Raw genomic sequence first — 15567 nt, 5'->3', positions numbered from 1 at the left:
ACTAGCTCCTTTCACCTGTTGGTAGAGTGAACGAAAATATTACCCCACCTTCTGGATTTTTTTCAACATATAATTGACCATCATGTGCCATAACAATTGTTTTAACAATCGATAACCCTATACCCATCCCATTTTTTGAATCAATGGGGGTGTCTTGTTTTTTAGATTCATTTAATAAATAGGCACGCTGCTCATCGGTCACACCTATGCCATTATCTTTCACACTAAAACAAACCTCTTTATCTGAATAAGTTACATCAAAATAAATAGGCGATTGACTGTTAGAATGTTTAATGGCATTTTCAATCAAGTTAAACAATACTTGTTCAATCAAAATCGCATCCATGGGGACAAGTAAAAAGTCTTCTGGTAAATGACTGATAATTGTCGCTTCGGGATAGCTTTTCTTAATTCGTTGTAAGGCAATTGATGCCACTTCTTCAACTGCTTCTTCTTGTTTTTTAACTTTCATCGTTTCTTCGTTAATCCGAGTCACAGATAGTAAGTTTTCTACCATACGAATCAGCCAGTCAGCGTCATCTTGGACTCCTCTTAATAATTTACGATCCATTTCAATATGGCACTCACCCGAGTTCAAATCGTTTAATACAGTCTCAACTGATCCTGATATGCCAGTTAACGGTGTTCTTAAATCATGAGAAATCGCACGAAGTAAATTTCCTCTCATCCGTTCTTTTTCATTTTCTAGTACTATTCGTTGTTTATCCATTACGAGATTATTTTGCTCAATTGCTAAAACAAGTTGTGTCGAAATTAATTCTAAAAACATGACAATATCATCCGTCATAACTTTTTGTTTATTGCTCTCTATTCCCATGACAGCTAACGTTACACCATTTGATAAAACAGGAATATATAATGATTTTGATCCCATTAAGGTGTCTGTTCCGTAACCGGCTTTTTTTTGATTGATAAATGTCCAGTTCGCCACAGCTAACTCATCTATTCCACCAATGTAATCTTCTTCGTTTAATGTTTGTGGGGTTAATATCTCCTCACCATACAACACGACACGTCTATCTAATGTCTCAGATAAATAATGAGATGTTACTTCCATGATTTCTTTTTTCGTGTGAACAGATAAATATTTTTTATTCAGCTCATAAAGGATTTCTAATTGTTGTTCTCGTTTGATGGCATACATAGCTTGTCGTTTAATTTGCGCCATTAAGTTACTAATTGATAATGCCACAAATAACATAATAACAAGCGTCACAATATACCCTTCTTTATACACTGAAAAAGAAAACAACGGTGGAACAAAGAACCAATTAAATACTAAGACACTTAAAACAGACGATACAATAGCCCATATGTACCCTTTCGTTAGACGAACGACTAACATCACATAAAGTAGGTACACTAAAATGATGTTTTGATCACCCAGAGTAAGATAAGTTCCATATTCTGAAAAAACAGTGGCTAGTAACAAACCTAATATGGTGACGTAACAATCACGCCAATAGAATTCGAACGGTTTACTTTTTTTCTCTTTATTAAACTCATTAACAATATATTTTTGTGATTTGTAAGGTACTAAATGGATATCCACATCAGGTAATAAAACCATCAACTCATCTTCTAATGGTGCGCGGTAAAGACGGATTAGTTTTGAACGATTGATTAATTTTCCCATAACTAAATCTGTGACATTATATTTTTTAGTGAACGTGACAACTGTCTCTAAAAAATTATCACTCTCAACCACAACCACTTCTGCACCTAATTTTTTAGCTAATTTTGCACTTTCTGATTCATCGTGATCTGATAAATCTTCAACTACTTCTAAAACCAGCCACTCACTTCCTAAAGCCGTTGATAAGCGTGATGTCCATCGCAAGCACTTTTCGGTCATACCTAGATGAGTATCATCTATTAAGGTCAACATTTTCGTATGAATTCCTGTTGGTTGTACCATCTCTTGTTGATTCATCACATTGATATGATCAGATGCTCGACGAATGGCAATCCCGCGTAAGACAGATAAATTTTCTGGTTTAAAAAAATTTGACAGTGCGTTTTTGGCATTAAATTCTGTGTAAATCTTGCCATGCTCTAAGCGATCAATCAGCTCTTGTGGTTCAATATCAATTACCTTTAATGAACTGTTATCAAAGAAAGTATCTGGCACCGTTTCTTGTACTTTTACTCCAGTCAACGTTTCCACAATATCATTCAAACTTTCTATGTGTTGCACGTTGACTGTCGTGTAAACATCTATTCCTGCTTTTAGTAGCTCTTCGATATCTTGGTATCTTTTTTTATTTCGAGTGCCTGGAGCATTTGTGTGAGCTAACTCATCGACTAATATCACATCTGGATGTCTTTTTAAAGCCTCATCGACATCAAACTCTTGCAAATCAATGCCTTTATAATGAATGCTTTTTGTTGATAATATCGGCAAGCCTTCTACCAATTGTTTCGTTTCTGGTCTGGCATGAGGTTCGATGTAACCAAGTAGGACATCTATTCCTTCATCTTGAAGTTCGTGTGCCTCTTTTAACATCGCATAGGTTTTCCCCACACCAGCTGCGTAGCCAAAAAATACTTTTAATTTTGCTCTATTCTGACGCTCTTCACTTTTTTTTACTTTTTCAAGAATGTCTTGGGCACTTTGCCTCTCATCCATATTCTTGCCACCTTTTAGCCTAGTTCATCTAGTGCGAGGTTCACAGCTAAAACATTTACACGTTTATCCGTTGTGCCACTAATGAAGCCACCTTCTGCATGATCTGTTATGACTTTTTTTATCTCTTCTTCATCTATTCCTCTTGTTTTTGCTACGCGTTCAACTTGAAACATTGCAGATGATAACGAAATATGCGGATCAACACCACTAGCACTACCTGTCACTAAATCAACTGGAACATTTTCTTTTCCTGATTCTTTTACTCGATTAGCTACTTTTTCTTTTTGTTCTTCTGACACTGGTGATAATTGACTCACTTCTTGTGGTCTACCATGGATATATTTATCTTCTGAAAATGTTTGACCTATCAAGCTTGAGCCTACCGTTACGTTTTGACCATCAATTTCTTTAGTGACTAAACTACCATTCGCTTTATCATTAAAGAATGTTTGACCAATTACTGTTACAACTGATGTATATAATACACCACAAATTAAGGTAAAAATCAACACACCTTTTAATGACGCTAGGATAATTTTTTTCATGGTTGTCCCTCCTACATAATAATCAAAGTTAAGAACATATCAATTAATTTTATGGCAATAAATGGCGCAATAATTCCACCAAGTCCATATACTAATAAATTATGACTTAATATTTTATTAGCTGGTTTTTCTTTGTATGACACCCCTTTAAGTGATAAAGGAATAAGCGCAATAATAATCAACGCATTATAGATGACTGCTGATAAAATTGCAGTCGTTGGACTTGTTAAGTTCATAATATTTAACGCTTCTAATGATGGGTAAATACTGAAAAACAAAACGGGAATAATCGCAAAATATTTTGCAATATCATTGGCAATACTAAACGTTGTCAATGCTCCTCTCGTCATCAACAATTGTTTCCCAATTTTGACGATACTGATTAGTTTGGTTGGACTTGAATCCAAATCAATCATATTTCCTGCTTCTTTTGCTGCTTGTGTCCCTGTATTCATCGCCACCGCCACATCTGCTTGAGCAAGAGCCGGTGCATCATTTGTTCCGTCTCCTGTCATTGCTACTAAGTGACCTTTTTCTTGATAATCTTTGATTAAACTCATTTTATTTTCTGGCGTTGCCTCAGCTAAGAAGTCATCTACTCCTGCTTCAGCCGCAATCGCTGCGGCAGTCATTGGATTGTCACCTGTAATCATAATGGTTTTAATCCCCATACGCCTCATGTCTTCGAATTTTTCTTTGACCCCATTTTTGACGATATCTTTTAAATAAATGACACCTAACACTTGTTTATTTTTCACGACAACAAGTGGCGTGCCACCTTCTGATGCAACTCGCTGAACTAATTTGTCGCATGATTCAGGATACGTACCGCCTAGTGATTCTACATAGCTTTTCATCGTATCGGCTGCCCCTTTACGAATTTCATCACCTTGGTAATCAATCCCACTCATTCTCGTTTTAGCAGTAAACTCGATAAAGTTGACTTCTTGGTCATTTAATTCTCTACCACGAATATCAAATCTTTCTTTTGCTAAGACAACAATACTACGACCTTCCGCTGTTTCATCGGCTAAAGAAGATAGTTGCGCGGCATCGGCTAGCTCTTCTTCTTTCACACCATCTACCGGTAAAAATTCACTTGCTCGTCTATTTCCTAAGGTGATTGTTCCTGTTTTATCTAATAATAAAATATCCACATCACCAGCCGCTTCAATCGCTCGTCCACTCATCGCAATAACATTTTCTTTATTTAAACGACTCATTCCGGCAATCCCAATTGATGAAACAAGTGCACCAATCGTGGTTGGTGCCAAACAAACAAGTAAGGCAATGACAGTAATAAGATTTAGCATCTCACCTTGTCCAGCCAACTCACTTGAAAACTTCGTAAATGGTAATAATGTGACAGATACGACTAAGAAAATGATCGTTAACATGATTAAAATGATTTGCAACCCAATCTCATTTGGTGTTTTTTTACGTTCTGTTCCTTCCACCATTGAAATCATTTTATCTAAAAATGATTCGCCACTTTCTGATGTAACTTTTATTACTAAAAAATCAGATACAATAGTTGTCCCACCTGTCACAGCACTTCTATCACCACCAGATTCACGAATAACAGGAGCTGATTCACCCGTAATGGCACTTTCATCCACTGAAGCGGCCCCTTCAACGACATCTCCATCCATTGGAATTTGTTCACCAGCTTCAACATAGACCAAATCACCTTTTTTCAAATCGGATGATTTTAGTGAGATAAATTGTTGTGTTTTGATATCCTCAATCGAATTAATTTTACGTGTTAAGACGTCTTGTTTCGCTTGTTTTAAACTCGCAGCTTGTGCTTTTCCTCGTCCTTCTGCGATAGCTTCAGCAAAGTTAGCAAACAGAATTGTCAACCACAATACTAAAGCAATCACAAAAATAAAGAAAGGATCTGCTCCTTGATCACTCATAAAGCTTAAAAAATAGATAATAGTGGATAACACTGCCCCTATATAAACCACAAGCATCACCGGATTTTGAATTTGTACTTTTGGTGATAATTTTTTTATTGATGCTTTTAAGGCATCTTGAAAAATATGTTGTTTATTTTCCATGATTTATTTCCTTCCTTACTGAGTTATTTCGTTAAAAAGAATTCGGCAATTGGTCCTAGTGCCATAGATGGTAAGAAACTAAGAGCACCAATAACTAAAATCGTAATAATTAACATCACGATAAATGTTGTATTTGTCGTTGATAATGTCCCTGAACTTTCTGCAACCACGTTTTTCTTACCTAAATGACTAGCTAAAAAGATAATCGCAGTCATCGGAATAAATCGTGATAACAGCATGATCACGCCACCTAAGATATTCAAAAAGACTGTATTTGTCGCTAAACCGGCAAACGCACTACCATTATTATTTGCAAGCGAGGTTAAACCGTATAATATTTCCGAGAACCCGTGCGGACCTGAATTAGTTAAATCATTCATCGCATCAGGATTTAAGATAAATACCATCGTGCCAATCAATGTTAGGAGTAATGGGGTTAAAATAACTAAGCATGCCATTTTCATATCAAATGGTTCGATTTTTTTCCCTAAATATTCTGGCGTACGACCAACTAATAGCCCTGCAATAAAGATGGCTAACATGATGAACACAATCATGCCGTATAACCCACTACCAGCACCACCAAAAATAATTTCTCCCAACTGCATTAAGAACATTGGGATTAATCCTCCAAGTGGTGTAAAACTATCTAGCATTGCATTAACTGATCCATTCGATGCAGCTGTTGTACTAACCGCCCATAAACTTGACCAACCAATACCAAATCGTGTTTCTTTTCCTTCCATATTTAGTTGACCAATGACATTGCTGTATTGTGGACCATAGTATTCCGTTAACGTCACACCAATCATAGCTGCGATTAAAAAACCAAATGATACAATCATAATTGTGCGCCCTTGTTTCCAATCTTTAACAAACACACCAAAGGCAACAATCAATGCAACAGGAATTAACAAGATAGAGATATTTTCAACAAAGTTACTGATAATGGTTGGATTTTCAAATGGAAAGGCCGAGTTACTTCCAAAATAGCCACCACCATTTGTTCCAAGTTGTTTGATCGCAATTTGACTGGCAACTGTTCCAAGTGGTAAGAATATTTTTTCTCCTAGTTCTAAACTTGTTGTCTCAACAGAAGTCGATAATGTTTGAACCACACCTTGTGATAATAGAATAATGGACACCACAAGTGACAATGGAACTAATATATATAAAATAACGCGTGTCATATCTTGCCAAAAATTACCTAAATATTTCGTTGTTTTTTCTTTAAAACCACGTAACAACACATACAATACTGAAATACCAATGGCAGCTGAAACAAAGTTTTGAACGGTTAACCCAATCGCTTGACTAAAAATGGATAACGTTTCCTCTCCAGCATAAGCTTGCCAGTTTGTATTGGTGACAAAACTTGCGGCTGTATTAAACGCTAAAGGGAAACTTAAACCAGGTAGCCCTTCTGGATTTAATGGTAAAAATCCCTGACAAATTAACATTAAAAACAAGACAACAAATGAGATAGCACTAAAAATCAATACACTTATGGCATAATCTTTTCCTCTCATTGATTCTTTTGATACTGGACCTAAAAATTTATACACAGAATGTTCTATTGGTTGAACGATTTTTGTTAGTAGATTATTCTGATTCGTCATGACTTTATTTATGTAACGTCCTAAAGGTATCGCGATAATAATTAACACGATGAAAAATATGATTTGCATCATCCATACCTGATTCATTTCACTAATCCCCCCAAAATAACTGATAAAATAAATATATTAGTAATGCGACTGCTACAATAAACGAGATAATGATCATCTATTTTCCCTTCCTTTTTTTTAAGATGAACACATCATAACAAGCTTTTTATAAAGATAGTGTTAAACTTTTACTTTTATCTTTATACAATCTTTACACCTGTACTATCTATTCAGTTATTAGTATCTTTGTAGCCCTTTCTATTATATTAAGTAACTCCTCTTATGTTTAATTTATGATATAAAAAAGAGGCTGACCAAAAAGTATTAGAATATAAAAAATCCCATGAAATCCGTTAATTACAACGTTGATTTCATGGGATTTCTATTTTGATAGTTAAGTGATTTTGATTGAAAAAGTTACTTTTGGGTCAGCCTCTCAACACTATTTATGGCTTATTACTCTATTGATATGAATGGTTAAATAAACTATTTCTGACTGTCCGATAGTGATATCTCGCTTAGTCAATAGATAATCTCTCACTCTTAAGCTACACTGCAACGCCTCAGGATATTTAGACTGCACTAGTTCATAAAGAAAATCATCCGTTTCTTCACTTAACTCATTATTCATGATACGTTGCACAAAAAACTGAATATGAGTAACCATTCTTTGATAGTTAGTAGAGGTTTCATCAAACTCGCATCCAAAATATCGCCTAACAACATTAAGAATATTTTTTACAATTTCTGTATTTTTCATCGTCGTAGCCATATCCTGATAATCTGTCACACTATTGGCCAAATGCAAAGCTATCACACCTGCTTCTTCCTCTGTCATGTCCACATTTAGCTTATCCTTCACAATTTCAACCGCTTTTAAAGCGACTTTAAATTCTTTTGAATAAAACTTTTTTATATCAAATAATAATGGATTAGGAAGTGAAATCTTCTCGCGAGCCCGTTCTATAGCATAAAACAAATGATCCGTTAAACTTAAATAAGATTTCTCAGAGTAATTATAACCAATTTCTTTTTCTGCTAATAACATAATCTCTTTAGATACTTCGATGATATCTGGTGGTATTTTTTCGACCAATTTTTCCATCTCTTGTCTTTCGCTTCCAGAATGATTAACAAACATCTTATCAATAGCAATTAAAGATATTTTATCTCCAACTTTTTTATTAAATGCAATACCTTTGCCCATCACAACTACTTCTTGAGATTCTTTATTATCAGAAATTACCACATTATTATTTAAAATTTTTTTTATAATCATCTCTTGTGTCCTTTTCTTAAACCAGTGATATTATCATTAATCCTCATTTTATTATACATCCTATAAATGTTTTTTTACAGAATTAATTATCATATCATAAAAACACCGTTATTTGATTACCACTAATAATTCTTCTCCTGATACAATATCTTTTTGATCTAATGTAAGGACATCTAAAAACTGATCTGAGTTTGTAATGACTATTGGAGTGACAACAGGTTTTCCTGCTTCTTTAATATAATCAATATCGAAGTATCCTAATAAATCACCTTGATTTACTTTATCCCCTTGCTTAGCTTTAATATCAAATCCTTTTCCATCTAACTCAACAGTATCCATACCAATATGGATCAGTATCTCAGAACCATCATTTGTTGTCATACCGATTGCATGTCCTGTTGGAAATACAGTGGTAATTTCTCCTGTTGCTGGTGCATATAACTCACCGATAGTTGGATTAACCGCGATACCTTTTCCTAGCGCACCAGAAGAAAATACTTCGTCTTTGACTTCAGACAGCGGAACAACCTCACCTGTTACAGGAGAAACTAACTCTTCTCTTGATCCTGATTGACCTGATGTACCAACTGATGATGATACGTTATTTGATTCCTCATTATTGGATTCTACTTCTTTATCAAATCCAATAACCAACGTCATAACAAATGCCACAACAATAGATACAATACTTCCAATAATTCCCATCATAACGTTGGATTCAACACCATCAATCGTACTCACAAAGCCAGGTATTGATAATACACTCACTAAACCACTAGCAAATAATTTAACACCAGCTCCACCGATAATCGCTCCACCAACAGCTCCACCGATACAAGCAGCAATAAATGGTTTTTTTAGAGGTAAAGTCACACCGTAAACAGTCGGTTCCGTAATACCAAAAATAGCAGTCAACGTTCCTGAAAGTGCCAATGCTTTTCGTTTTTCATTTTTTGTTCTCATAAATACCGCAAAAGCAGCTCCAGCCTGAGCTAAAACAGCTCCTAATAACATTGGCGTTAAAGTATCAAAACCATATTGTGTCAAATTATTCAATGCTATTGGAATAAGACCCCAATGCATCCCAAACATTACAAACACTTGCCATAAGCCACCCATAACTGCACCTGCTAATATAGGACTAAAATTAAAGACTGCTGTATAAGCTGTTCCTAATCCTGTTCCAATGATTGTTCCTAAAGGCCCTATTGCAACAAAAGTTAAGGGTACCATGATCATAATAGTAAACATTGGGACTAAAATAATTTTTAAAAACTCAGGAATAACTTTTTTCATAAATTTCTCAATATATTTTTGTAACCAAACAAACAATATGATTGGGATCACTGTTTGCATATAACCTGTTGGACTAATGATGACAGGTATCCCCATAAATGACAATGCTGCTTGTTCTCCTGCCATTTGTGTGATAGATGGGTATAATAGAGCTCCTGCTATTGATAAGGCAATAAAAGGATCTGTTTTAAATTTTTTAGCAGCTGTAAACGCAACAGCAAATGGTAAAAATTGCATTAATCCGTCTGATGCCGCATAAAGAATTTGATAAGTTCCTGACTTGTCTGTTAAAACACCTGTCAATAATAAAATAGATAATAGCCCTTTTAATACTCCAGTTCCTGCCAGTGCTCCTAAAAATGGTGTAAAAACACCTGATATAATGTCAACAAATTTATTAAAGATGTTACTATCTTTTTTCTCATCTTCTGTTGATTCTCCAAGCCCAGATACGTCTAGTAGTTCATTAAAAACATCTGATACTCTACTTCCTACTACAACTTGGTATTGCCCTCCACTTTGAACGATTTGGATAACATCTGGTATTTTTTTTATTTCTTCAGTCTTAGCAATTGATTCATCTTTCAATTTAAAACGTAGGCGTGTTGCACAATGAACAACACTACTCACATTTTCCTTTCCTCCAACTAATTCTAAAACTTGTGTCGCTAACTCTCTATTAGAAAGCTTTGCCATAATAATTCCTCCTTACATTTTTGAATGCAAAAAAGACCTAAACTGACTAAAATAGTCTACGCAAACTAATCCCAGACATATACTGAGACTAATCTTGTCGTTCACTATTTCATTCAATTTAGGTCTTGCCTGCTTAGCAGTTACAATCCTTTACATACAGATAATAACATGTTTCCGCTTTCTTGTAAATAATAAATGTACTTTATTTAAATAAAGACTTCAGAAAAAATCTGAAGCCTTCATAATAATTAGCTATTGCTCAAATCTTCTCCATTTGTTGCAATGACTTTTTTATACCAATCAAATGATTTTTTCTTACTTCGATTAAGTGTTCCATTTCCTTCATTGTCACGATCTACATAAATAAATCCATAACGTTTTTTCATTTCACCAGTACCCGCACTGACTAAGTCAATACATCCCCAAGTCGTATAACCCAATAAATCAACCCCATCAATTTCAACTGCATCTCTCATCGCTTTGATATGCTCTGCTAAATACTCAATACGATAATCATCTGCTACATATCCATTTTCATCTGGTGTATCCACTGCACCTAATCCATTTTCTACAATAAACAATGGTTTTTGATAGCGATCGTATAAATCATTCAACGTGATTCTTAATCCTAGTGGGTCAATTTGCCATCCCCACTCACTTGACTCTAAATAAGGATTTTTAAGTGACTCAAAGATATTACCACTCGTTTGTTCATTCACAGCTGGATCCGTCGATTGCAATCTTGATGAATAATAAGAAAATGACACGAAGTCAACAGTGTGCTCTTTCAATAATTCTAAATCGCCTTCTTGAATTGGTAAGGTAATACCATTTCGTTCCATTTCTTTTAGCGCATAAGCCGGGTACTCCCCACGAGATTGAACATCAATAAAGAAATAGTTTTCTCTATCAGCTTTTCTTGACGCCCAAACATCTTCAGGTTTACTAGTATAAGCATAGTTTGCTCCTGCAGCAAGCATACATCCTACCTTGTTTTCTGGATCAACTTCATGGGCAATTTTTGTGGCAATCGCACTAGCTAGTAATTCATGATGAGCAGCTTGGTACTTGATTTGTTCTTTGTTTTCACCCTCTTCAAAATAAAGGCCTGCTCCCATAAATGGGGCATGTAAAATCATATTAATTTCATTAAACGTTAACCAGTATTTTACTAAACCTTTATAACGATTAAAAATAACATGACACAGGTTTTCATAAAAACCAACTAATTCACGGCTTCTCCATGCACCATATTTTTCAACTAAATGCATTGGACAATCAAAATGAGTTATCGTAACTAATGGTTCAATCCCATATTTTTTACATTCTTTAAATAAATCCTCATAAAATTTTAATCCTGCTTCATTTGGTTCTTTTTCATCACCTTTTGGAAAAATACGAGACCAAGCAATGGATAAGCGATATGTTTTAAATCCCATTTCGGCAAATAAAGCAATGTCTTCTTTGTAGCGATGGTACATGTCAATTGCTTCTTTGGCTGGATAAAAATGTTGTTCATCAAAATCAAACATTTTCATCTCGCCAGTAATAACTGCGGCACGATCTTCTCCAACTGGAGCTAAATCAACATTTGCTAACCCTCGACCATCTTCACGATAAGCTCCTTCACACTGATTAGCAGCTGTTGCGCCACCCCATAAAAAATCTTGTCTAAATCCCATTGTATTTCCTCCTTATATTTGTTTGTACGTTCATTCTATCTTGTGGGAACATTCCCATGTCAAGTTTTTTTTGGTATAATTTTTGTAAATGGAGGTCTTTGTATGACAACAATTATTGATGTAGCAAAAAAAGCAGGTGTTTCAAAGTCTACCGTATCTCGTGTCGTTTCTAACAAAGGATATGTTAGTCAAGAAACACGACAAAAAATTGAAAAAGCCATGCATGAATTAGGCTATATTCCAAATATGCTAGCACGTAATTTACAGTCAGGATTAACTAAAACCATAGCTTTTATTTCTCATGACTTTAATCAACATACCAGTATCTTTTTAAATGAATTTACTAAAACAGCTCTAAACCACGATTTCTACGTTAATTTGTATGTAACTGGAGGAGATAAGGATAAAGAGTTAGATGCGCTTAATTTAATGAAGTACAAACAAGTTGATGCTGTTTTTATCTTTACAAGAAGCAATTCATGGGATAAAATTATCCCTTTTAAAAAATTTGGTCCTATTTCAACATGGCATCGAATTGATTCTCCAGATATTTATTCGTCTTATGTCAATCAATATGAGAGTTACCTTATGTCACTAGAATTTTTGTTAACACGTGGTTATCAATCAATTGGTCACATTTTAGGAGATGAAAATAACAAAAATACTATTGCCCGCATTAAAGCTCTCAATCATTTCTATGACTATCATCCAGAATTAAAAAAAGACTACGATTGGATATTTGTAAACTCTAGTCATCTTAATACTGGACGACATATAGCAAAAAAATGGGCTAGCTCTGTACATAAGCCTGATGCACTCGTTTTTTATACCGATTTTATTGCAGCTGAGTGTATTTCTGAATTACAACTATTAGGAATTAAAGTACCTGAAGACCTTGGAATTATGGGATTTGATAACAGTACTATCAGTGAGATTGTTCATTTGACTACGGTTGATTGTCATTTAGAAACACAAGCCTTAAATTGCTTTAACTATCTCCATAGCCAACTAAAACAACTTGATTTTAAACCCAAAGATATTACACAAGATTTAGTCATTCGTTCGTCCACAAAATAAAGGAGGATGACTCAAAAGTCTTGAAATAGAAAAATCCCATGAAATCAGCTTATTAAAACAGGCTGTACACTAAATCGTGTTGATAGATTAAATTCTATCAATGCGATTTTTTATTTTAGGCATAGAAAAAGGGGCATTCTTATTGGTAAAATTAAGTCGACTATAACTAACATTACAAAGGAGAATACCCCTATGGATAATAATACAAGAAAACTACTCAATTTAACAGATGATTCTCTTATTTTTAATGAGGATTGGTTGTCTCGCGAAGCGAGAAACAACCGCTCAGTTAACATGATTACAGGAAGATTAGTGAATAAAGATAAGCAATGCAAGAAATGTGGATGTTATCAATCCGTTAAAAATGGAACGTATCAAACCATTAGTCAATTGCCTGAAGTTGAACGTCGCCCAACTTATCTAAAACTTCACAGAGAACGTTACCTTTGTAGAAACTGTGGATCAACTTTCAGTGCTTCTACTTCTCTAGTAGATGACTATTGTCAAATTTCTAAACAGCTTAAATACCAAATTGCCTTTGACTTAAAAGAGAATCAATCACGTAAAAAAATCGCAGAATACCACAGTGTCTCTGAAAATACTGTTAAACGTGTGTTAGTATCATTTACGAATAATCAGCAACCTAATTTTAACTTCTTGCCCACAGCTCTTTGTGTAGATGAGTTTAGCTCTACTTCTGATTGTCATGCTGGAATGAGCTTTATTTGTGCTGATGCGGCATCTAAAAAAATAATCGATATCTTACCTGATAAAAGATTGCATAAGTTGGTTTCTTACTTTATGAAGTATTCCAGAAAATCACGTCTAAAAGTAAGATTTTTGGTCATGGACATGAATGCAAGTTACGGTCAACTATTAAAAACAGTCTTTCCAAACGCCGAAATCGTTACAGATCGATTTCATATCATTCAACATATTAACCGCTCTTTCAACACCTTAAGAATAAAAGAAATGAAACAGCTAAAACGCCACAATCAAGAGGAAGGAAAGCAGTATCGAAGATTAAAGCGTTATTGGAAACTCCTTTTAAAGGACAGTTCTGAATTAAACTATAAACACTTTTATTATCGTCCTTTATTCAAGAGAAATATGTCATCTACCGAATTGGTAGATGAGTTACTTTCTTATAGTTCTCTATTAAAAAAAGCGTATCATTTTATGCAAGAATTGAAGTATGCTTATAGAACCAACGATTATGTTTTATTTTTAGAGTTATGTTCAAAGATACCTGTTGAATTACCAAAGTATTTTAAAGATAAATTCAAGATATTTGGTAAGTTCTCCCAAGGAGTCATGAATGCCTTTAAATACTCCTATTCAAATGGTTTCTTAGAAGGCATTAATAATAAAATTAAAGTGATTAAACGTGTGGCCTATGGCTATCGAAACTTTCTACTATTCAAACGACGTATCTTTTTGATTCAAAATCAAGTTTTTCAGGTTAAATAAAAAAGCGAGAGAATTTCTTCCCTCACTTCAATTAATTCTATTTCATTTTTGAGACTTTTTCATCAATATTATTGTCCATCAACACGATTTGACATAGAGCCTTAAAACACTGACTTCATGGGATTTCTATTTTGTTAGTTTAGTGATTTTCATTTTAAAAATTACTTTTGGGTCAGCCTCTTGTATTTATTTCTTTTTCAATAATGTGAACAAATGGCTTTTTCAATATAGCATAGAAAAAAACTGTACCAAACGCATGCATCATATCAAAGCTCATCCCTGTAATATAGTAAGCCCAAAAGTTTTGTACGCCAAAAAATGGTGCTAGCATAACAGAAATTAAAAATCCGTAGAAAAATCCTGATAAACCACTTACTACTAGTTGCATAAAAAAGCTAGTCTTAATAGGGATTATTCTTTTTAGCAATACAACCAATAAAATAATCGTCCAAAAAGATAGTATCTGGGCAATAGTCCAAATCCCCATCCCTAAATAAAAATTAGTAATCAAAATAGATAATGCTCCAATGACCATCGCCTGAATTCCACCCATGTATAACGCCACAAGAATCAACGTTGCGGTAATAGGCTGTACATTAGGTATCCAAGTTGTTAACATTCGTCCGACAACACAAAAAGCGGTCAATAACGCAATCATCGTAATCTCTTTTGTACTTATTTTTTTAAACATAAGCACGTTCCTAATCTAATTTAGATAAATCAAATACGACATTATCTCCGTCAGATACCTTTGTTTCTTGTACACCTTTTTCAGCTTGTTTTCCATTGATTGTATATAACCAATATTTATTCTCTTTTTCATCTTGCTTATGACCATCTATAGAGGTGATAAATCCTTTTGTATCTTCTATATCGTAATTATCCTTTAATACATCATATAACACAGCGTCTTCTTTCACACTAACTTCTTTTGAATCAAATTCTTTATCTTCTTCTTTTAAAACAATGCTGACTTTAGCACTAGATTCACTAGATTCTGTCGTTTTTTGATTGTCTTTTGCTCCACATCCTGCAAGTGTAACAATCAGAGTTGCTCCTAATACCAAACGATTTAGTTTTTTCATTTTATTTCTCCTTTTTCTACAATACTTTTCATAAAGAAACCTCAAACCACCTTATCG

The 15567-nt window shown here is 34.3% G+C and carries 12 protein-coding genes; 2 read left to right on the top strand and 10 right to left on the bottom strand.

All coding sequences use genetic code 11. The annotated features are described in order from the left end of the window. Position 1: 1 nt before the first annotated feature. From BW731_RS08855 to BW731_RS08820, 8 genes are all read right to left on the bottom strand, one after another. Positions 2-2650, bottom strand: coding sequence for a sensor histidine kinase (locus BW731_RS08855; RefSeq protein ID WP_079347432.1), 2649 nt, complete (start codon positions 2648-2650; stop codon positions 2-4). 14 nt (positions 2651-2664) lie between these two features. Further along, entirely contained in the window at positions 2665-3195 is a 531-nt protein-coding gene (locus tag BW731_RS08850; RefSeq protein WP_079347430.1) for a potassium-transporting ATPase subunit C, read from the bottom strand. A gap of 11 nt (positions 3196-3206) precedes the next feature. Beyond that, positions 3207-5258 carry a potassium-transporting ATPase subunit KdpB gene (gene kdpB / locus BW731_RS08845; protein ID WP_079347428.1) on the bottom strand — a complete coding sequence of 684 codons (2052 nt, stop codon included), beginning with the start codon at positions 5256-5258 and terminating at the stop codon, positions 3207-3209. Positions 5259-5281: 23 nt separating this feature from the next. Continuing rightward, positions 5282-6964 carry a potassium-transporting ATPase subunit KdpA gene (gene kdpA / locus BW731_RS08840; RefSeq protein WP_079347426.1) on the bottom strand — a complete coding sequence of 561 codons (1683 nt, stop codon included), beginning with the start codon at positions 6962-6964 and terminating at the stop codon, positions 5282-5284. A 4-nt stretch (positions 6965-6968) separates the two neighbouring features. Further along, on the bottom strand, positions 6969-7043 hold the full coding sequence (locus tag BW731_RS13085; RefSeq protein ID WP_079348613.1) for a potassium-transporting ATPase subunit F: 75 nt from the start codon (positions 7041-7043) through the stop codon (positions 6969-6971). A gap of 324 nt (positions 7044-7367) precedes the next feature. Then, positions 7368-8204, bottom strand: coding sequence for a BglG family transcription antiterminator LicT (gene licT / locus BW731_RS08830; protein WP_079347425.1), 837 nt, complete (start codon positions 8202-8204; stop codon positions 7368-7370). A gap of 108 nt (positions 8205-8312) precedes the next feature. Continuing rightward, positions 8313-10196, bottom strand: a complete 1884-nt coding sequence (locus BW731_RS08825) for a beta-glucoside-specific PTS transporter subunit IIABC (protein ID WP_079347423.1) — start codon at positions 10194-10196, stop codon at positions 8313-8315. A 248-nt stretch (positions 10197-10444) separates the two neighbouring features. Then, positions 10445-11878 (bottom strand): 6-phospho-beta-glucosidase, encoded by a 1434-nt coding sequence (locus tag BW731_RS08820; RefSeq protein ID WP_079347421.1) that lies wholly within the window; start codon positions 11876-11878, stop codon positions 10445-10447. Between the two features lie 102 nt (positions 11879-11980). Here BW731_RS08820 and BW731_RS08815 point away from each other — a divergent pair, with 102 nt between their 5' ends. Beyond that, entirely contained in the window at positions 11981-12955 is a 975-nt protein-coding gene (locus BW731_RS08815) for a LacI family DNA-binding transcriptional regulator (protein WP_079347419.1), read from the top strand. A 192-nt stretch (positions 12956-13147) separates the two neighbouring features. Continuing rightward, positions 13148-14425 carry an ISL3 family transposase gene (locus BW731_RS08810; RefSeq protein ID WP_079346503.1) on the top strand — a complete coding sequence of 426 codons (1278 nt, stop codon included), beginning with the start codon at positions 13148-13150 and terminating at the stop codon, positions 14423-14425. A 172-nt stretch (positions 14426-14597) separates the two neighbouring features. On the opposite strand, the gene BW731_RS08805 is transcribed toward BW731_RS08810, so the two are convergent. Together BW731_RS08805 and BW731_RS08800 are read right to left on the bottom strand one after the other, a co-directional pair. Continuing rightward, the gene (locus BW731_RS08805; RefSeq protein WP_079347418.1) at positions 14598-15116 is read right to left on the bottom strand and encodes an ECF transporter S component; all 519 of its coding nucleotides are present in this window, start codon (positions 15114-15116) and stop codon (positions 14598-14600) included. Between the two features lie 10 nt (positions 15117-15126). Continuing rightward, positions 15127-15510, bottom strand: coding sequence for a DUF4430 domain-containing protein (locus BW731_RS08800; protein ID WP_079347416.1), 384 nt, complete (start codon positions 15508-15510; stop codon positions 15127-15129). Positions 15511-15567: the final 57 nt, after the last annotated feature.

The sequence above is a fragment of the Vagococcus martis genome, from assembly GCF_002026305.1.
Classification (GTDB): domain Bacteria; phylum Bacillota; class Bacilli; order Lactobacillales; family Vagococcaceae; genus Vagococcus; species Vagococcus martis.
This window is presented reverse-complemented; position numbering and strand designations above follow the sequence as displayed.